The sequence below is a fragment of the Nonomuraea sp. CA-141351 genome, from assembly GCF_050944675.1.
GTDB lineage: Bacteria > Actinomycetota > Actinomycetes > Streptosporangiales > Streptosporangiaceae > Nonomuraea.
In genome coordinates, this window is sequence record NZ_CP191982.1 from 12,700,952 (window position 1) to 12,718,476 (window position 17,525).

Below are 17,525 nucleotides of genomic sequence, written 5' to 3' on the forward strand. Positions count from 1 at the left end.
TCTGGAATAATTAGGGTCTACCAGTCATTGACTCATAGGATGATTGGTTTCCCCGGAGGAGGCGGACTGTGAGTCTGCGTACGGCGCAGCGGGCTTCGCTCGTCGACCAGGTGATCGATCAGCTCAAAGAGCAGATCACCTCAGGGTCGTGGTCGATGAACGGCAAGATCCCGACCGAGACGGTGCTCGCGGAGCAACTCGGAGTCGGTCGTAACACCGTTCGGGAGGCCGTACGCGCGCTCACACATGCTGGGCTGCTTGAGTGCCGTCAGGGGGACGGCACTTACGTCCGCGCGACCAGCGAGCTGTCCGGCGCGATGCTGCGGCGGCTGAAGCAGGCCGAGCAGCTGGAGATCCTCGAGGTACGGCGCGCGCTCGAGGTGGAGTCGGCGCGCCTGGCCGCGACCCGCCGCAACGATGACGACATCAAGCGCATCGAGGCGGCGCTGGCCGAGCGGGACCGGGCCTGGGAGCTGGACGACCCCGACTTCTTCGTGGAGGCCGACCTGGCCTTCCACATGGCCGTGGCGCACGCGACGCACAACCTGGTGCTGATCGACCTGTACGACGACTTCTCGGCGGCTCTGCGGGCCAGCATCACGGCGGCGGGCACTTCGCTGAACAAGAGCTACATCCCGCATGACGCCATTGCCCGCGCCATTTCGGCGGGCGACGTGACGGCGGCCGAGCGTGCCAGTCACGCCTGCATGGAACACATCCTCATCGCCCTCACCGAGTCCTGACACCCACGCCTGGGTGTGACCAAGCAGACAACTCCATCAGGAATGGCGCCCGATCGCTCCGGTGCTCTAGCGGAAGAGTGAATAGCGAAGGGAAAACGCCATGACCATTCTTGTCGCCTATGACGGCTCCGCCGATTCGCGCGCCGCGATCGAGTTCGCGGCCAAGCATCTCGCCGCCGAGGCCACCCTCGTCGTCACGGTGTGGGAGCCGCTGCTCGTCCAGCTGAAGAAGTATCCGCTGGCGGCGGCCGCGATCGATGCGGGCACCGAGGACGAGGCGCATGCCCTGGCCGATCAGCACGCCAAGGAGGGGGCCGAGCTGGCGGTCGCCTCCGGGCTCACCGACGTCACCTACCGGGCGGTGGCCGACAACGAGTCGATCTGGAAGACGATTGTGGACGTCGCGGACGAGGTCGACGCCTCGTTGATCGTCACGGGCTCGCGCGGTCTGGCCGGGGTCAGGTCGGTGCTGCTCGGCAGCGTGTCCAACCACGTGCTGCACCACGCGCACCGTCCGACCCTCATCGTGCCGCCGGCCAAGGCTCCTCGGTAGGTTTCCATCCGAGCTCCCGGCCCACGCGCCGCCGTACTTCGGCTGGGGTTCTTCAGGGGGATGTCCGGTCGCTAGGACGCGGCGGGCAGCGCGGCGTCCGGTGAGGGAGCGCAGCCGGTCTCGGGTGCGCAACCGGCGGTCGCGGGCTCGCCGCCCGTCGCTGACATGGCGCAGGAGGCCTGTGGCGGGCACAGCCGGACGTCGATGCGGCGCGCGCCCGGCCCCTCGTCGCCCAGCCGGTCGTGCGGGTTGGCCACCGGGCACCGGTCCAGCGACAGGCAGCCGCAGCCGATGCAGTCGGTCAGGTCGTCGCGCAGCCGCTGGAGCTGCTCGATCCGGTCGTCCAGCTCGCCGCGCCAGGCCGCCGACAGCCGGGCCCAGTCCTCGCGGTTGGGGGTGCGCTCGTCCGGCAGCTCGGACAGGGCGTCCTTGATGGTCTTGAGCGGGATGCCGATGCGCTGGGCCAGCCTGATGAACGCGATCCTGCGCAGGGCGTCGCGATGGTACCGGCGCTGGTTGCCCGCCGTACGACGGCTCTTGATGAGGCCCTTGGCCTCGTAGAAGTGCAGGGCGGACACGGCGACCCCGCTGCGCTCGGCGAGCTGGCCGACCGAGAGCTCCTTTGTGTTCCAGGCGACCTTCGTCATACCTAGAGATTACTTGAGGGTTCGCTCGAAGAACGTCTCCAGGACCACCACGGTCTGCGTCCCCGCGACACCGTCCACGCCGAACACCCGGCGCAAGACGTCCTGCAGTTCGGCCGTCCCGGACGTACGGACCTTGAGCAGCACCGACGCGGGACCCGCGATCACGTGCGCCTCCTCGACCTCCGGGATCGTCGCCAGCCGCTCCGCGCTGTCGCCCATCCACGTGCTGCCGTCCACGAGCACGTACGCCGTGACCGTGCGCCCGAGCGCCGCCTGGTCCACCTCGATCGTCGTGCGTCTGATCACGCCGCGCTCGCGCAGCTTGCGCACCCGCTCGTGCGCGGCCCCGCTCGACAGCCCCACCGCCTTGCCGAGCACCGCGTACGACTGCGTCGCGTCCTCCAGCAGCAGGCCGATCAGCATCCTATCGATATCGTCCACGACTAAATGGTATCTGGTGTTATGCCCATCAAACAGTACGGCGTATGGTAGGCGGCATGACGGACACGATCCCCACTGAGTTCGAGGTGCTCGACGAGCGGTTCGCCGCGGTCGGCGGAGACGACAACATCGAACGGCTCCACAGCGGCACCCGCTGGGCGGAGGGCCCTGTTTACTTCCCCGCCGGCCGGTTCCTGGTCTGGAGCGACATCCCCAACGAGCGCATGCTGCGCTGGGACGAGATGACCGGAGCGGTCGGCCCGTTCCGCCAGCCGTCCGGCTACACCAACGGCAACACCCTCGACCGCGAGGGCCGTCTGATCTCCTGCGAGCACGGCAACCGCCGCGTCACCCGCACAGAGCATGACGGCTCGATCACGGTGATCGCCGACCGTTGGGAGGGCAAGCGGCTCAACAGCCCCAACGACGTCGTGGTCCGCTCCGACGGGTCGATCTGGTTCACCGACCCGCCGTACGGGATCATCAGCAATTACGAGGGCTGGGCCGCCGAGCAGGAGATCGACGGCTGCCACGTCTACCGCGTCGACCCGGTGACGGGCGAGGTCCGGATCGTGGCCGACGACTTCGTCCGTCCCAACGGCCTGGCGTTCTCGCCCGACGAGAGCCGGCTCTACATCGCCGACACGAGGATGAAGCACCTGCGCGTGTTCGACGTGCGCGAGGACGGCACACTGGCGGGCGGCAAGGTCTTCGCCGAAGGCACGGAACATGACAATTTCGACGGCCTCCGGCTCGACGACACCGGCCGCGTCTGGGCCGCGGCAGGCAAGGCGGTGCTCTGCTACGACCCCGACGGGACGCTGATCGGACGGTTGAAGCTGCCGGAGTTCACGTCCAACCTGGTGTTCGGCGGGCTCAAGCGCAACCGGATGTTCATCACGGCCTCGTCCTCGCTCTACTCCCTGATGATCAACGTCACCGGCGCGCGCCCGGTCTGGGCCGGGCGTTAGCCTCACTCCCACCTGAACAGCCGCACGGCCAGGCCACCGAAGATCACCAGCCCGGCGGCCACCACCGCCAGGTGCGCGAGCTGCGGCGGGTGACCCGCCCAGGTGTCCCTGAGCGCCTGGGCGAACGGCCCCGCGACGGAGTAGTCGCTGACCGCCCGGAGCGCGTCCGGCATGATGTCGCGCGGCACCCACATGCCCGCCAGGAACATCAGCGGGAACATCACCGCCGACCCGATCCCCGGCGCGACCTTCGCGTTGGGCGCCAGCGCGGCGATCACCAGCCCGATGGACATCAACGCGGCGCTGCCGAGCAGGAAGACCAGGATGAACCCCACCCACTGCCGCGGCGCCGCCGAGCCGAAGACCAGCGAGCCCGCCACGATCAGCACGGCCGTGGAGACCGCTCCGACCGCCAGATTGATCAGGAGCTGCACGCCCAGCAGCCGCCCCGGGTGCACGGGAGTGGTGGACATCCGCCTGAGCACCCCTTGCTCGCGGTACGCGGTCAGCACCGAGGGCACCACGCTGCAGGCCAGCGTCAGCAGTGCGAGCAGCGTCATCATGCTCGGCATCTGCGTGTCCACGAACCGCTCCCCGGACGCCTCGCGCTCGGTCATCGACGGGATGCTGAGGCCCAGCACGACCAGCAGCGCCACCGGCAACCCGATCGTGAAGATCAGGAACGGCCATTCGCGCAGGTGCAGCTTGGCCTCCACGAGGAGCAGCTTCATGACAACTTCCTTCCGGTCAGCGCGAGGAACGCGTCGTCGAGCGTGGCCTGCTCGATCCGCAGGTCTCCTGGAACGATCTGGTGCTGGGCCAGGGCGAGGGTGACGGCCGGCGCGAGATTGCCCGTGCCGCTCACCACGAGCTGGTCGCCGCTCCTGGCGACCTCACGCACCTCGGGCAGGGCCAGCAGCAGGCCGTCGTCGACGGGCGCCGACGGCCGGAACCTCAACCGCTGCTCCCCGCCCACCTGCGCGATGAGCCCGGCGGGCGTGTCGGTGGCGACCACCTTGCCCGCGTCGATGAGCGCGATCCGGTCGCAGAGCCGCTCGGCCTCCTCCATGAAGTGGGTGACCAGCACGATCGTCACGCCGGAGTCGCGCACGTGCTCGACCAGCTCCCAGGTGTCCCTGCGGGCCTGCGGGTCGAGCCCGGTCGTCAGCTCGTCGAGCACAGCCACGCGCGGCCTGCCCACCAGGGCCAGCGCGACCGAGAGCCGCTGGCGCTGCCCGCCGGAGAGCTTCTTGAACGCGGTGTCGCGCTTGCCGGCGAGGCCGACCCGTTCGAGCAGCTCCGGCCAGTGCGCCGGGTCGGGGTAGAAGGAGGCGTACAGGTCCATGGCCTCCCACACCTTGATCTTCTCCGGCAGGGCGGCGCTCTGCAGTTGCATGCCCAGGACCTGGCGCAGCTCGCCCCTGTTGAGCTGCGGGTCCAGGCCGGCCACCCGTACAGTGCCGCCGTCCGGCACCCGGAGGCCGGCCAGGCATTCCACGGTGGTGGTCTTGCCCGCGCCGTTCGGGCCGAGGATGCCGAAGATCTCGCCCTCGGCGACCTCGAACGACACGTCGTCGACCGCCAGGTGGTTCGGGTACTGCTTGCGCAGGTTCCTGACTTCGATGACTTTCATGCCATCGACGCTAGGAACACGGGATTCATTGGAGAATCCGGCTGGATGTCGGGCAAGGGTGTACCTAGGTGCAGTGGCCGGGCTGTGCCCGTTGCCGCAGACTGAGTGCATGCTGTTGCGAAGGTTCGGTCAGGTGGCGACCCTGCTCGCGCTCCTCCTCGTCGAGGTGCCCGCGATCGCGCTGAGCCTCGCCATGCTGCTGCTGTCGTTCGCGCTGGGGATGATCTTCCTGTTCCCTCCGCAGGCCATGATGGTCAGGAGGCTCGCCGAGCTCAACCGGCGGCTGATGCGGGAGTGGGCCGACGTCGGCATCGAGCCGCCGTACCTGCCCGCGCCCCCGCCTCCGGTTCCTCAGGCGGACGGCATGTACCGCGCCGACCGAACCCTGTACAAGACGCCGCGGATACCCGCCTGGAACAACCGGTGGAAGTGGCTGGCCGGCGACCCCGCCACCTGGCGCGACATGGTGTGGCTCGTGCTCGACCCGGTGGTGAAGGTGGCGCTGGCGCCGATGTTCGTCCTGCTCCCGGAGCGTGGCCTGCGCGTCTACGCCCTCTGGAGCGAGCTGCTGCTCGGCGCGACCGCCGCCAGCCGCCTGGCGAGCCAGGTGAGCCACCTCAGACGGACACGTAACCTCGCCGCCGACTCACAGGCCGCCGAGATGCGCAGGATCGAGCGCGACCTGCACGACGGTACGCAGGCCAGGCTAGTGGCGATCGGCATGACGCTGGGCGCGGTCGAACAGCTCCTCGACGACAACCCCTCGGCGGCCAAGGCGCTGCTCTCCAAGGCCAGGGATGCCTCCTCCGAAACGCTGACCGAGCTGCGCCGTGTCATCCGCGGCATCCACCCGCCGGTGCTGGCCGAGCGCGGGCTGGCCGACGCCGTGCGCGCCCTGGCCATGGACAGCCCGCTCCAGGTCACGGTGGACGTCGATCTGCCGCACCGGCCGGAGCCTCCGGTGGAGGCGGCGGTTTACTTCGCGGTCAGCGAACTCCTGTCCAACGCCGCCCGGCACGGCGACGCGCACTCGGCGGCGGTGGACGTCAGCTCCAACGGTCCCAACCTGCGCGTCACGGTCACTGACGACGGCATGGGCGGCGCCGACCCGGCCAAGGGCAGCGGCCTGTCCGGCATCGAGCGGCGGCTGGCGGCTTTCGACGGGGTGCTCGCATTGAACAGCCCGCCCGGCGGCCCCACCACCGTGACGATGGACCTGCCTCAGGCGCTGCCCGGGCACTGGGCGGGCAACCTCCCCAAGATGCCGCGCTGGAAGTCGGCCACCGTCATGCTGCTCTGGGCCACGGCCTGGTGCCCGACGTTCCCACAGGGACTCGTGGCGGGCGTCTTCAAGATCTTGAACGTCGATGAGAGGGCCTGGTTCCTCGCTCTGTACATGCCCGACGTCTGGCAGTGGCCGGTCATCCTCGGCATGATCACACTGGGCGTTCTCATGCACATCCTAGCCATCTGGCTACCCTCCACCCACAACCGCGAGCGCTGGCTCGAGCGTGTCCGGCCGGGCAGACTGTCGTGCTGATGAAGAACCGCGTACTGATCGCTGAAGACCTCTACCTGCTCAGGGACGGGCTGGTGCACCTGCTCCAGGCCCACGGCTTCTCGGTCGTGGCCGCCGTGGAGAGCGGACCCGAGCTGCTGAAGGGCCTGCTGGAGCTCCGCCCTGACGTCTCGATCGTGGATGTACGGCTGCCGCCCACGTTCACGGACGAGGGTCTGCAGGCCGCGCTCGCGGCCAGGGGGAAGGTGCCCGGGCTGCCGATCCTCGTGCTGTCCCAGCATGTCGAGCAGCTTTACGCGCGCGAGCTGCTGGCCGACGGCTCGGGTGCGATCGGCTACCTGCTCAAGGACCGCGTCTTCAACGCCGAGCAGTTCATCGACGCCGTACGCCGGGTCGCCGAGGGCGGCACGGCCATGGACCCCGAGGTGATCGCCAAGCTGCTGGCCAGCAACGCCAGGCACGAGCCGCTGGCCGCGCTCACGCCGCGCGAGCGGGAGGTGCTCGAGGCCATGGCGGAAGGGCGCTCCAACACCGCCATCTGCCAGCGTCTCTACCTCAGCGAGAGCGCCGTGGCCAAGCACACGGCCTCCATCTTCGCCAAGCTGGGGCTCGCGCCGTCGGACGACGACAACCGCCGCGTGCTCGCCGTACTCGCCTATCTCAACAGCCGTTAGCCGTTCCAGCCGGTACGGGCCCGCGCCACCGCCACGCCTCCGTTCGCCTGCACGTCGGCGACCAGGGCCGGGACCCCTGGAGGGAACGTCCGGCGAGCCCCCGCCGGAAACGGTCGGGCCTGGAGGTGGTCATCCGACGGGACTGCCCTGACTTGTCGGTCGCACCAGCTATTTTCATAGAGGCACGGCGCGACGAAGGGGTGGTAACAGGTGAAAATCCGGGTTAACCGCGATGTTCTAGCAGATGCGGTGGCGTGGGCTGCCCGAGTTCTGCCCGCCCGGCCCGTGGTGCCCGTCCTGTCCGGGCTGCTGCTGGAGGCCGGCGACGAGCTGACCCTGTCGGCGTTCGACTACGACGTCTCGGCCAGGGCGGCGGTCGACGCCGACGTGGCCGAGGAGGGCCGCGTGCTCATCCCGGGGCGGCTGCTGGCCGAGATCAGCAGGAGCCTGCCCGCCGACGACGTGGAGATCGTCACCGAGGGCCCCGAGGCGGTCCTGACCTGCGGCAGTGCGGAGTTCGGGCTGATCACGATGCCGGTCGAAGACTTCCCGACCATGCCCACCATGCCGCCGAGCATCGGCGCCGTCGGCGGCGGCGTGTTCGCCTCAGCCGTCGGTCAGGTCGCGCCCGCCGCCAGCCGGGACGACACGCTGCCCATGCTCACCGGCATCAGGGTCGACATCGAGGGCGAGGCCGTGGCGATGGCGGCCACCGACCGCTACCGCATCGCGGCCCGCGACTTCACCTGGCGCCCGGCCAGCCCCGACCTCGCCGTCTCCGCCATGGTTCCGGCGCGGGTGCTGGTCGAGGTGGCCAAGTCGCTGCGCGGTGGCGAGGTGTCGATCGCGATGGGTGACGGGGTGGCCGGGTTCGAGAGCGTCGGGCGCAGCACGACGGTGCGGCTGCTCGACGAGCAGTTCATCGACTATGGTGCCCGGCTGACCTCCGACTGGTCGATCAGGGCCGACGTCGCGGTGGCGCCGTTCGTCAACGCGATCAAGCGGGTGGCCCTGGTCGCCGAGCGCAACACCGCGATCCGGCTGTCGTTCAGTCAGGGGCAGGTGCTCATCCAGGCGGGCGGCGGCGACATCGGGCGCGGCGCCGAGGTGGTCGACTGCGAGCTGCGCGGCGACGACATCGAGATCGCCTTCCAGTCGCAGTTCCTGCTCGATGGGCTGACCGGGATCGAGAGCGAGCTGGCTCGCATCAACATGGAGTCGCCCACCAGGCCCGCCCTGATCCAGGACGTGCCCGGCGACGCCGAGCCCGCCTTCCGCTACCTCGTCATGTCCCTGCGCCAGGCCTGAGCCGTCACGTCTGCCGGCCCGCACCCGCCTGGCGTTCGGCGACCAGCTTGAACACCCTCTTGAACTCCGCGTACGCCTGCTCGCCCACGGCGGCGGCATGCTCCGCCTCCATGACGGCGAGTATGGCGTCCGACTTGACCATGTGGTCGCGCCCCTTCTCGGTGGGCACGATCAGCTTGGCCCGCCTGTCGGCCGGGTCCGGCTGCCGTTCCACGTAGCCGAGCTCTACCAGCTCGTCCACCAGCGTGCCGATCACCTGCTTGTGCTGGCCCGACTGCGCGGCCAGGTCCGTGGCCCTGCTGCCCTCTTCGTCCAGGTACGCCATCACGGCCCCGTGCCGCGGCCTCAGCCCGGGATGCCCCTGCTGGGCCAGCGTCTCGAACAGCTCCCGTTGCAGGCCGAAAAGGGTCCTGCTCGACAGGATGCCGAGATCGGGCTCGTCCTGCTTGCGCCGGCTCCTGCGCACCGTCACATCCTCCCTTTAGTCATAAATCTTGATTGTCACTAAAAATTACTATATTGTCGGCTGCATGAGCATCTTGATCACTGGTGCCAACGGCACCGTTTCCAGCGCTGTTCTTCGTTCCCTGACCGGCACCGCGGACGTGCGGGTCCTGGTGCGCGACGCGGCCAAGGCGCCGTCGGGGGTGGAGGTCGCGGTCGGCGACCTGGACGACCCCGCCACGCTCGACCAGGCTTTCGAGGGTGTGGAGACGCTGTGGTTGCTGACCGCCATGGGCCCGCACGCGCCGCATGCCAGCATGAACGCCGTCTGGGCAGCGCGAAAGGCGGGGGTGAGCCACGTCGTGCGCATGTCGGCCATCGGCGCCGCCCATGACGCGCCGACCCGCAACGGCCGCCTGCACGCCCTGTCGGACGTCGAGCTCGCGGCCTCGGGCCTCGACTGGACCGTCATCCGCCCGGCCTTCTTCATGCAGAACCTCTTCGGCTCGGTCAACGGCGACACCTTGTACGGCGCGACGGGCGAGGGCCGGCTCGGCATGATCGACGTACGCGACATCGGCGACTTCGCCGCCGCGGTCCTGCGCGATCCCGCACAGCACAAGGGCAGCACCTACACTCTCACGGGCCCGGCCAGCATCTCACTACAGGACGTTGCCACCGAACTCGGCGCGGTGTACGGCACGCCGATCGCCTACCAGCCGGTCACCCCTGATGACGCTCACCGGTCGATGCTGGATGCGGGGCTGCCGGCGTGGGTGGCCGCGGTCACCAAGGAATACCTCACGGCGTACGCGGCGGGATGGGGCGACTACACGACCCCCGACTTCGAGAAGGTGATGGGCCGCCCCGCCCGGTCGTTCGCCGGCTTCGCCCGCGACCACGCGGCCCAGCTCCGCCCATGACAACACGTGGCCTTTCGGGGACAGGCTTATTTACTGGTGACCAACTCGTCATCGGAGACGGCGGTCTTCCGGCCGGTGCTGAGCGTCAGGAGCAGTGAAGCCGCTGTCAGCGCCGCACCGAACCAGAATGCACTTCTGACACCTAGATGATCGGCGAACAGTCCACCGAAAAGCGCTCCGAGCGCAATAGATGTGTTATATCCCAGGGTGTTGAGTGACATCGCGGCTTCAAAGGTGTCGGGCGCGGCAGCGAGCGTCATGTTGGTCTGGCACAGGTTCATGGCGCCGAAGGAAATTCCCCAGAGGACCACCGAGATGATCAGGCCGGTCTGCCCGTGGCCGATCGTGAGCAGCAACAGCAAGGACGCCACGAGTCCCGTGCAGGCGACGATGAAGCTGGCCCTCGGATTCTTGTTCACCGTGTATCCGGCGATGAAGTTTCCGGCCGCGCCTCCGATGCCGTAAATTATCAGCAACCCAGTGATGTGCGCGGGCGCGTCGGAGGAATTGTTCTCCGCGAAGGGCCGTATGAATGTGTACGCCCCGAAATGGCCGAGCACGTACAATATGACGGCGAACATCACCGAACGCAGCCGCCCGTTCTTGAGCGGGAGCCGGAAGACTTCGCGGACCGAAACCGCGTTGTCCGACGGCAGCGATGGGATCATCGTAGCGACCGCGAGGAACACCAGCGCGCTGAGGCCGCTCCAGATGAGAAACGTGGTCCGCCAACTGGTGAGGCTTTCAAGGAATGTTCCCAGCGGCATGCCCACTACCGTGGCGATCGAGATGCCGGACAACGCGACCGCGGCCGCCTTGCTCGCGTGCCGTCCCGGGACAAGGCGCATCGCCATGCTCACGCCTATGGCCCAGAACACCCCGTTGGCGAATCCCATGACGAGCCGCGTTGTCAAGACCAGCGAAAAGCTCGGCGAGATCGCGGTGACGAGGTTTCCCAGGGCCAATATTCCCAGCAGCGCGGACAGCAGCACGCGCCGGTCTACGCGCCTGGTCCATGCCACGATGAACGGTACGCCCAGTCCGGCTGAGACGCCGTACAAAGTGACCATCAGCCCGGCGACGCCCACTGATATACCCAGGCTTGAGCTCACCGGGGTAAGCAGCCCGACGGGCATCAGCTCAGTAGTGACGAAGACGAACAGACTGGCGGTGATGACAGAAACACCCAGCCATGATCTCAAGGCCGAATACCGGTGTTCATCGTGCATGGCAAATTTCTTCTCTCTGATTGTCGGGGTTGCGCGAGCAGCGTGGCGCTGGTGATCACCAGGATTCCCACCAGCTGCAGAATCGACAGCGTCTGATGCAGAAACAGATATCCGAGGAGGGTCGCGACGATCGGACTGCCCAAGGCAAGGAAGGAGACCGCCAGTGCCGGCAACCTCTCTATCCCGCGGAACCAGATCGCATAACTGATGACAGCGCCCAAGGAGACGAGATAGCCGAACCCGATGATGTTCGTTCCACTGATGGTGGTCGGCAGGCCTTCGATGGACAGCGTGAAGGGCAGCAACACGAGTCCGCCCGCGATGAGCTGCCAGCCGGTGAAGGGAAGCAGGCCCACTCCGTCTGGACGTCCCCACAGTTTGGTCAGCGTGATGCCGGTGGCCATGGTGGCTGCTCCAGCCAGCGCCGCCGCCACGCCGACGAAATCCAGTGCCGTTGTCCCCTTGAACACAAGCAGCACGACACCGCCTGCGCCGAGGACGCAGGCCGTCACGTGCGTGTACCGAATTCTGTCCCCGATGAGCAGCGCCGCCAGGACCAGTACGAACATCGGTTGCACCGCCGTGATCATTGCTGCTGTGCCACCCGGTAGGTGATAGGCCGCCACGAACAACAGGAAGTTGAACGCGCCGATGTTGAGCGTTCCGAGCACCAGGGCGCGCCACAGCCAGATCCCGGTCGGCAGCGTGCGGGCGAACGCCAGCAGAATCAGGCCCGCGGGAAGCGCCCGCACGGTGGCGGCCAGCAGCGGGCGGTCCGGCGGTAACCACTCGGTCGTAACCAGGTAGGTACTTCCCCAGATCGCCGGCGCCAGTGCCGTCACACCCGCGGTAAGGAACTGCCTGCCGCTCTTCATGCAGCGCCGCCCTCGGGACCGAAGTCGCCGATGCCGGGCAACGTATATGCGTTCACGTTCAACCGTTCCTCGATATCAGCATGCTGATTTGGCCCCACCGTTGGGTGGAGCGGTCGCAATGCTGGTGGCGGCGGTGGGCGGGCTGTTGGCTGATCCATGCCGACCCAGGTCGATCAGCGGCGCGAAGACCCGCGGGGCAGCCGGTGGTGCAGGGATCACGTGGCCGACCGACCCCGGCACGACTCACCGCCCGGTGTCCTGGGGATACCAGCGCAGCTCGACGGTGTTGCCGTCCGGGTCCTTCACATACACCGACTGCGCTTCGCCACGCGCGCCGAACCGGGCCAACCGACCCCTCCAGCACGGTGAAGACGCCGGAATCGATCCCGGCACGTTGAGCACCAGGTGATCAAAGGCTTTCACGCGCACCGGCGATCTCCGCGGCTCGGTGGCTTTGTGGTGCGCCGTACGGCGCGGAGTGCCTCGTTCGTCATGCCCTCTAGCCTCGGACATTGAGGATCAATGAGTCCAACGCATAGTTGTCATGTTAGTGATCGTGGTTCACGATTGATTCGTGGAGCTACAGCAGATGCGCTATGTGGTCGCGGTGGCGGAGACGGCGAACTTCACCCGTGCCGCCGAGCGTTGCCGGGTCGTCCAGTCCGCCCTGAGCCACCAGATCGCCCGGTTGGAACGAGAGCTGGGCGCCCGGCTCTTCGACCGCACCAGCCGCCGGGTCAGCCTGACCCCCGCCGGCGAAGCGTTCCTGCCCGCCGCCCGGCAGGCTCTCGACGCCGCCGAACGGGCTCGCGCCGAGGTGGCGGCGGCCTCCGGGGAGCTTCGCGGCCAGCTCGCCATCGGCACCATTCCCACCGTCACGGCGGTCGATCTGCCGAGCGCGCTGAAGAGCTTTCACGTGCGCCATCCGCAGGTGCGGATCACGCTGCGCGTGGGGGCGAGCGACGAGCTGGCCGCACAGGTACGGCAGGGCACCCTGGACATCGCCTTCCTGGGGCTGCCGCCGAGCGTGCAGCCGAGGGGCGTCCAGGGACGCGCTCTGGCGCGGGGTGAGCTGGTCGCGGTGGTGGCGCCCGGCCACCCGCTGGCCGACGCGGCCGACGTGGATCTGCACCGGCTGTCGAACGAAGTGTTCGTCGACTTTCCCGCCGGTTCCGCTGCGCGCGCCCAGTCGGACGAGGCGTTCGCGGCTGCCGGCGTCAGCCGTGAGGTCGCCTTCGAGGTGACGAACGCGGACCTCGTGGCGCGGCTGGTCCGGCTGGGCCTGGGTATCGGCATGATGCCCGCCGCCTTCGTGCCCGAACTCCCCGGCGTGCACGTCGTCGAGCTCCGTGATCCACCCACTCGGGTGGAGCACCTGATCTGGAGCCGCCTGCGCCCCTCACCGGCCGCCGCCGCGTTCCTGAATGCCCTGGACATACCCGAGGACGATCGCCCGGCTCTCGAGGGGTAGAGTCCACGAGCCGATCAGCCTTCGTGACATCTTGATCTTGCGTGACCTGCAAGTTCCCCTGCGGTTCGCCGACGTGCCCGGGGAGAAGATCGGGTGAGGCTACGCCCCGGCGGCGTCGCCGAACTCGCCGCGCCAGGAGTGGGCGGGCTCGAACCCGAGGACGGAGCGGGCCTTCTCGATCGACAGCAGGGTGCCGTACTCGTCCACGTCACGCAGCTCGACGCCGGGGAAGACCGCCTTCATCAGCTCGGCCGAGGGCCGGTTCATGATCGTGTCCGCCGCCGCGATGATGAAGCTCTCCGCGCCGGTGACCGGCGCGTCCAGGGCGAGGCGACAGGCCAGCGCCACGTCGCGGACGTCGATGTAGCCCCACAGGTTCCACCTGCGCGACTCCGGGTCCTCCCAGAACGAGGGCACGCGCTCGTACTCGTGCGGCTCGAAGATGTTCGAAAAACGCAGCGCCACGAACGGGATCCCCGACCACTCCGAGACGTGCGCCGCGGTCGTCTCGCCGACCACCTTCGACAGGGCGTACGTCGAGGTGGGCACCGGATAGTGCGCCTCGTCCACGGGGGCGTACCTCGGCGGCACGTCGAACGGCAGCCCCAGCGTCGTCTCGCTCGACGCCCACACCACCCGCCGCAGCCCCTGCTGGGCGGCGGCGAGGAAGACGTTGGCGTTCATCGCGGTGTTGTCGGTGTACGTCACAGCGGGGGTGCGCAGCCCCGGAGCGGGGATGTTGGCCAGGTGGACCACGGCCTCCACGCCCTGCAGGACCTCGACGGTCTGGCCGTAGTCGGTGAGATCGGCCTGGAGCACCGGAACGGTCGTCCGGTGCGGCACCATGTCGGTGGCCACGACCTCGTGGCCGTGATCCAGAAGGTCGGCGACGACGGCCCGACCGGCCTTACCGGCTGCGCCCGTTACACATATTTTGGTCATGCTCCCAGCCTTCCACCCTGGAGTGGACTCCAGGCCAGCGCGGGCCGCTGCGATTGCGCCAGGACCGTTGAGACCTACAGGCGATCACGCTCCGAAGCTGTTACGCACGGAAATGCGGATTTGCGCATTCACTGCGCATCACGGACCGACATCGCGCATCGAATTCCGGACCCTACATTGGTTTGATCAGTGCTGAGCCATGTCCACGAAGCGACTGTAGTGTCCCTGGAACGCCACCGTGACCGTGGCCGTGGGACCGTTACGGTGCTTGGCCACGATCAGGTCCGCTTCACCCGCCCGCGGTGATTCACGCTCATAGGCGTCCTCCCGATGCAGCAAGATGACCATGTCGGCGTCCTGCTCGATAGATCCGGATTCGCGTAGATCGCTAACTGCGGGGCGTTTGTCCGTGCGCTGCTCCGGGCCACGGTTGAGCTGGGAGATCGCGATGACCGGGACCTCGAGCTCCTTGGCCAGCAGCTTGATCGCACGGGAGATCTCCGAGACCTCGTTCTGCCGGCTCTCGGTCTTCTTCGGCGAGCTCATCAGCTGGAGGTAGTCGATGACCACGAACCTCAGGTCGTTACGCTGCTTGAGCCGTCGGCACTTGGCCCTGATCTCCATCATCGACATGTTGGGCGAGTCGTCGATGAACAGCGGCGCCTCCGCCACCTCGCTCATCCGCCGGGCCAGGCGCGTCCAGTCGTCGTCGCCCATCATGCCCGAGCGCATGGTGTGCAGCGCGACCCTGGCCTCGGCGGAGAGCAGGCGCATGGTGATCTCGTTGCGGGACATTTCCAGCGAGAAGATGACCGTGGTCATCCCATGCTTGATAGCCGCAGAACGGGCGAAATCCAGACCTAGTGTGCTTTTTCCGATAGCGGGCCGTGCGGCCACGACGATCATCTGGCCTGGGTGGAGGCCGTTGGTGAGCTGGTCGAGGTCCTGGAAGCCGGTCGGCACGCCGACCATCTGGCCGCCGCGGCTGCCGATGGCCTCCAGCTCGTCGAGGGCGCCGGGCATGATGTCGGCCAGCGGCGCGTAGTCCTCCGAGGTGCGGCGCTCGGTGACCTTGTAGATCTCCGCCTGGGCGCGGTCCACGAGGTCGTCGACCTCTTCGTTCTGTCCGCCGTAGCCGTAGGAGACGATGCGGGTGCCGGCCTCGATGAGGCGGCGGAGGATGGCCTGCTCTCTGACGATCTTGGCGTAGTAGCCGGCGTTGGCCGCCGTGGGGACTACGGCCGTGAGGGTGTGGAGGTAGGCGGCGCCGCCCACCCTGGCCATCTCGCCGCGCTTCTGCAGCTCGTCGAAGACGGTGACCGCGTCGGCGGGCTCGCCCCGGCCATAGAGGTCGGTGATGACGTCGTAGACCATCTGGTGGGCGGGGCGGTAGAAGTCGTCGGAGCGCAGGATCTCGACGACGTCGGCGATGGCGTCCTTCGACAGCAGCATGCCGCCGAGCACCGACTGCTCCGCGTCGATGTTGTGCGGCGGAGTGCGCTCGAATCCAGGGCCGGCGCCAGTCTCTTCGTCAATGCTCACCGCGCCCCCTAGAACCTTGCAGGCGGTCGCACCACCCCCACTTGTAGCCGACCGGTCTGACAGTTTCCCGGACTTGCGCGTCGAGTGGCAACGCGGCCTGTGGACAACCCTGTGGTCAAGCTGTGCAGTACTGCGCCCAGGGTGTGAAAGGCCTGTGGACACAGGCTGTGGATAACTCTCCGGGATATCCACCGAATGGCCTCTGACCTGGAGGAACGCTATCCACCGGCTGTGGAGGAAAGAAAGTTTCCCCGACAAGCCACGTAATGGCCATAATAGACAAATGCCCATTACAACCAGGGATCGGGAGATACTCCGGCTGGCGGTGCCCGCGTTCGGCGCGCTGGTGGCGGAGCCGCTCTTCCTGCTCGCTGACTACGCCATCGTGGGGCACGGCCTGGGCACCACGGCGGTGGGCGCGCTGGGCGTGGCGGGCACCGTCCTGTCCACATTGGTGAACCTGTGCGTCTTCCTCGCGTACGGCACCACGGCCTCCGTGGCACGCCAGACGGGCGCGGGGAACCACGCGCGGGCCCTGCGCAGCGGTGTGGACGGGATCTGGCTGGCGTTGGCCATCGGCGCCGTCCTCATAGCCGTGTGCTGGCCACTGGCCCCGGGAATCGTGCAGCTGTTCGGGGCGGGCGGGGACCAGACGGCGCAGGCCATGACGTACCTGCGGATCAGCCTGCTCGGCGCGCCCGGCATGCTGGTCGTGCTGGCCGGGACGGGGGTGCTGCGCGGGCTGCAGGACACGGTCACGCCGCTGGTGGTGGCCATCGGCTCGTTCATGCTGAACGCCGCGCTGAACGCCTGGTTCGTGCTGGGGTTACATTGGGGCATCGCCGGGTCGGCCTGGGGGACGGTGATCGCCCAGACGCTGGGCGCGGCCGTCTACCTCGCCGTGGTGGCCAGGGGCGCGATCAAACTGGGCACACCGCTCACTCCAGGGCTCGCAGGGGTCAAGCAGGCGGGCACGGCCGGGTTCGCGCTGCTCGTCCGTACGGTCTGCCTGCGGGTGGTGCTGCTCGCGGCCACCGTGATCGCCACCAGGATGGGCGAGGCCGAGCTGGCCGCGTACGCGATCGCCACCCAGGTGTGGACGCTGCTCGCCTTCGCGCTGGACGCCATCGCCATCGCCGGGCAGGCCATCACGGGACGCTCGCTCGGCGCGGGAGACGTCGCGGCCACCAGGGCCGCCACCAAGAGGATGGTGCAGTGGGGCCTCTGGTCGGGCACGTTGCTCGGCGTGCTGGTCGTCGCCGCCAGGCCGGTGCTGCCCGGGCTGTTCGACGCGGATCCGCTGGTCACCGAGCTGCTGCTGGCCCTGCTGTGGCCGGTGGCGGCGTTCCAGCCAGTGTGCGGGGTCGTGTTCGTGCTCGACGGCGTGCTGATCGGCGCGGGCGACCAGCGTTATCTGGCGTGGGCGGGGGTGTGGACGACTCTGGCGTACCTTCCCGCCGCCTTCCTCGCCTCCGGGATGGGGGTCGTTGCTCTTTGGTGCGCGCTCGGGGTGTGGATGCTCGCACGTTTGATCACGCTCGTACGCCGGGCCGCCGGCACTGACTGGCTGGTAACCGGCGCGTAGGGTGCGCGGCCCCGCCTGACTGCAG

Annotated in this window: 19 protein-coding genes; 9 read left to right on the forward strand and 10 right to left on the reverse strand. The window is 68.2% G+C overall.

The window, feature by feature from the left end:
• Nucleotides 1-68: 68 nt before the first annotated feature.
• Entirely contained in the window at nucleotides 69-743 is a 675-nt protein-coding gene (locus tag ACQPWU_RS59820) for a FadR/GntR family transcriptional regulator (protein ID WP_433435942.1), read from the forward strand.
• Between the two features lie 100 nt (nucleotides 744-843).
• Entirely contained in the window at nucleotides 844-1,296 is a 453-nt protein-coding gene (locus ACQPWU_RS59825; protein ID WP_433435943.1) for a universal stress protein, read from the forward strand.
• Nucleotides 1,297-1,367: 71 nt separating this feature from the next.
• Here ACQPWU_RS59825 and soxR read toward each other — a convergent pair whose 3' ends face one another.
• A complete protein-coding gene (soxR, locus tag ACQPWU_RS59830) occupies nucleotides 1,368-1,943 on the reverse strand; it encodes a redox-sensitive transcriptional activator SoxR (RefSeq protein ID WP_433435944.1) in 576 nt (191 codons plus the stop codon).
• Between the two features lie 9 nt (nucleotides 1,944-1,952).
• Nucleotides 1,953-2,384, reverse strand: a complete 432-nt coding sequence (locus tag ACQPWU_RS59835) for an Lrp/AsnC family transcriptional regulator (protein ID WP_433435945.1) — start codon at nucleotides 2,382-2,384, stop codon at nucleotides 1,953-1,955.
• Nucleotides 2,385-2,440: 56 nt separating this feature from the next.
• Between ACQPWU_RS59835 and ACQPWU_RS59840 the strand changes: the two genes are divergently transcribed.
• Nucleotides 2,441-3,355 carry an SMP-30/gluconolactonase/LRE family protein gene (locus ACQPWU_RS59840; RefSeq protein WP_433435946.1) on the forward strand — a complete coding sequence of 305 codons (915 nt, stop codon included), beginning with the start codon at nucleotides 2,441-2,443 and terminating at the stop codon, nucleotides 3,353-3,355.
• Nucleotides 3,356-3,357: 2 nt separating this feature from the next.
• Here the strand turns inward: ACQPWU_RS59840 and ACQPWU_RS59845 are convergent, their stop codons facing one another.
• Nucleotides 3,358-4,086 carry an ABC transporter permease gene (locus tag ACQPWU_RS59845; RefSeq protein WP_433435947.1) on the reverse strand — a complete coding sequence of 243 codons (729 nt, stop codon included), beginning with the start codon at nucleotides 4,084-4,086 and terminating at the stop codon, nucleotides 3,358-3,360.
• Nucleotides 4,083-4,988: an ABC transporter ATP-binding protein gene (locus ACQPWU_RS59850; protein ID WP_433435948.1), complete on the reverse strand. Its 906-nt coding sequence runs from the start codon at nucleotides 4,986-4,988 to the stop codon at nucleotides 4,083-4,085. The genes ACQPWU_RS59845 and ACQPWU_RS59850 overlap by 4 nt, the downstream gene beginning before the upstream one ends.
• A gap of 109 nt (nucleotides 4,989-5,097) precedes the next feature.
• On the opposite strand from ACQPWU_RS59850, the gene ACQPWU_RS59855 reads away from it, so the two are divergent.
• From ACQPWU_RS59855 to dnaN, 3 genes are all read left to right on the forward strand, one after another.
• Nucleotides 5,098-6,528, forward strand: a complete 1,431-nt coding sequence (locus ACQPWU_RS59855) for a sensor histidine kinase (protein WP_433435949.1) — start codon at nucleotides 5,098-5,100, stop codon at nucleotides 6,526-6,528.
• Complete coding sequence (locus tag ACQPWU_RS59860; protein WP_433435950.1) at nucleotides 6,528-7,181, forward strand: response regulator transcription factor; 654 nt, start codon at nucleotides 6,528-6,530, stop codon at nucleotides 7,179-7,181. The genes ACQPWU_RS59855 and ACQPWU_RS59860 overlap by 1 nt, the downstream gene beginning before the upstream one ends.
• 210 nt (nucleotides 7,182-7,391) lie before the next feature.
• Complete coding sequence (gene dnaN, locus ACQPWU_RS59865; RefSeq protein WP_433435952.1) at nucleotides 7,392-8,489, forward strand: DNA polymerase III subunit beta; 1,098 nt, start codon at nucleotides 7,392-7,394, stop codon at nucleotides 8,487-8,489.
• 4 nt (nucleotides 8,490-8,493) lie between these two features.
• Here dnaN and ACQPWU_RS59870 read toward each other — a convergent pair whose 3' ends face one another.
• The gene (locus tag ACQPWU_RS59870) at nucleotides 8,494-8,955 is read right to left on the reverse strand and encodes a MarR family winged helix-turn-helix transcriptional regulator (RefSeq protein WP_433435953.1); all 462 of its coding nucleotides are present in this window, start codon (nucleotides 8,953-8,955) and stop codon (nucleotides 8,494-8,496) included.
• Between the two features lie 64 nt (nucleotides 8,956-9,019).
• Here ACQPWU_RS59870 and ACQPWU_RS59875 point away from each other — a divergent pair, with 64 nt between their 5' ends.
• Nucleotides 9,020-9,856 (forward strand): SDR family oxidoreductase, encoded by an 837-nt coding sequence (locus ACQPWU_RS59875; protein WP_433435954.1) that lies wholly within the window; start codon nucleotides 9,020-9,022, stop codon nucleotides 9,854-9,856.
• A 26-nt stretch (nucleotides 9,857-9,882) separates the two neighbouring features.
• Here ACQPWU_RS59875 and ACQPWU_RS59880 read toward each other — a convergent pair whose 3' ends face one another.
• The 3 genes from ACQPWU_RS59880 to ACQPWU_RS59890 form a co-directional block, all read right to left on the reverse strand.
• Nucleotides 9,883-11,085, reverse strand: coding sequence for an MFS transporter (locus tag ACQPWU_RS59880; RefSeq protein ID WP_433435955.1), 1,203 nt, complete (start codon nucleotides 11,083-11,085; stop codon nucleotides 9,883-9,885).
• Entirely contained in the window at nucleotides 11,055-11,960 is a 906-nt protein-coding gene (locus ACQPWU_RS59885; RefSeq protein ID WP_433435956.1) for an EamA family transporter, read from the reverse strand. The genes ACQPWU_RS59880 and ACQPWU_RS59885 overlap by 31 nt, the downstream gene beginning before the upstream one ends.
• A 243-nt stretch (nucleotides 11,961-12,203) precedes the next feature.
• A complete protein-coding gene (locus ACQPWU_RS59890) occupies nucleotides 12,204-12,389 on the reverse strand; it encodes a hypothetical protein (protein ID WP_433435957.1) in 186 nt (61 codons plus the stop codon).
• 145 nt (nucleotides 12,390-12,534) lie between these two features.
• Here ACQPWU_RS59890 and ACQPWU_RS59895 point away from each other — a divergent pair, with 145 nt between their 5' ends.
• Entirely contained in the window at nucleotides 12,535-13,431 is an 897-nt protein-coding gene (locus tag ACQPWU_RS59895) for a LysR family transcriptional regulator (protein ID WP_433435958.1), read from the forward strand.
• Nucleotides 13,432-13,530: 99 nt separating this feature from the next.
• Here the strand turns inward: ACQPWU_RS59895 and ACQPWU_RS59900 are convergent, their stop codons facing one another.
• The gene (locus ACQPWU_RS59900; protein WP_433435959.1) at nucleotides 13,531-14,373 is read right to left on the reverse strand and encodes an NAD-dependent epimerase/dehydratase family protein; all 843 of its coding nucleotides are present in this window, start codon (nucleotides 14,371-14,373) and stop codon (nucleotides 13,531-13,533) included.
• Between the two features lie 186 nt (nucleotides 14,374-14,559).
• On the reverse strand, nucleotides 14,560-15,915 hold the full coding sequence (gene dnaB / locus ACQPWU_RS59905) for a replicative DNA helicase (RefSeq protein ID WP_360684399.1): 1,356 nt from the start codon (nucleotides 15,913-15,915) through the stop codon (nucleotides 14,560-14,562).
• A gap of 283 nt (nucleotides 15,916-16,198) precedes the next feature.
• On the opposite strand from dnaB, the gene ACQPWU_RS59910 reads away from it, so the two are divergent.
• Nucleotides 16,199-17,500, forward strand: a complete 1,302-nt coding sequence (locus ACQPWU_RS59910; protein ID WP_433435960.1) for an MATE family efflux transporter — start codon at nucleotides 16,199-16,201, stop codon at nucleotides 17,498-17,500.
• Nucleotides 17,501-17,525 lie beyond the last annotated feature (25 nt).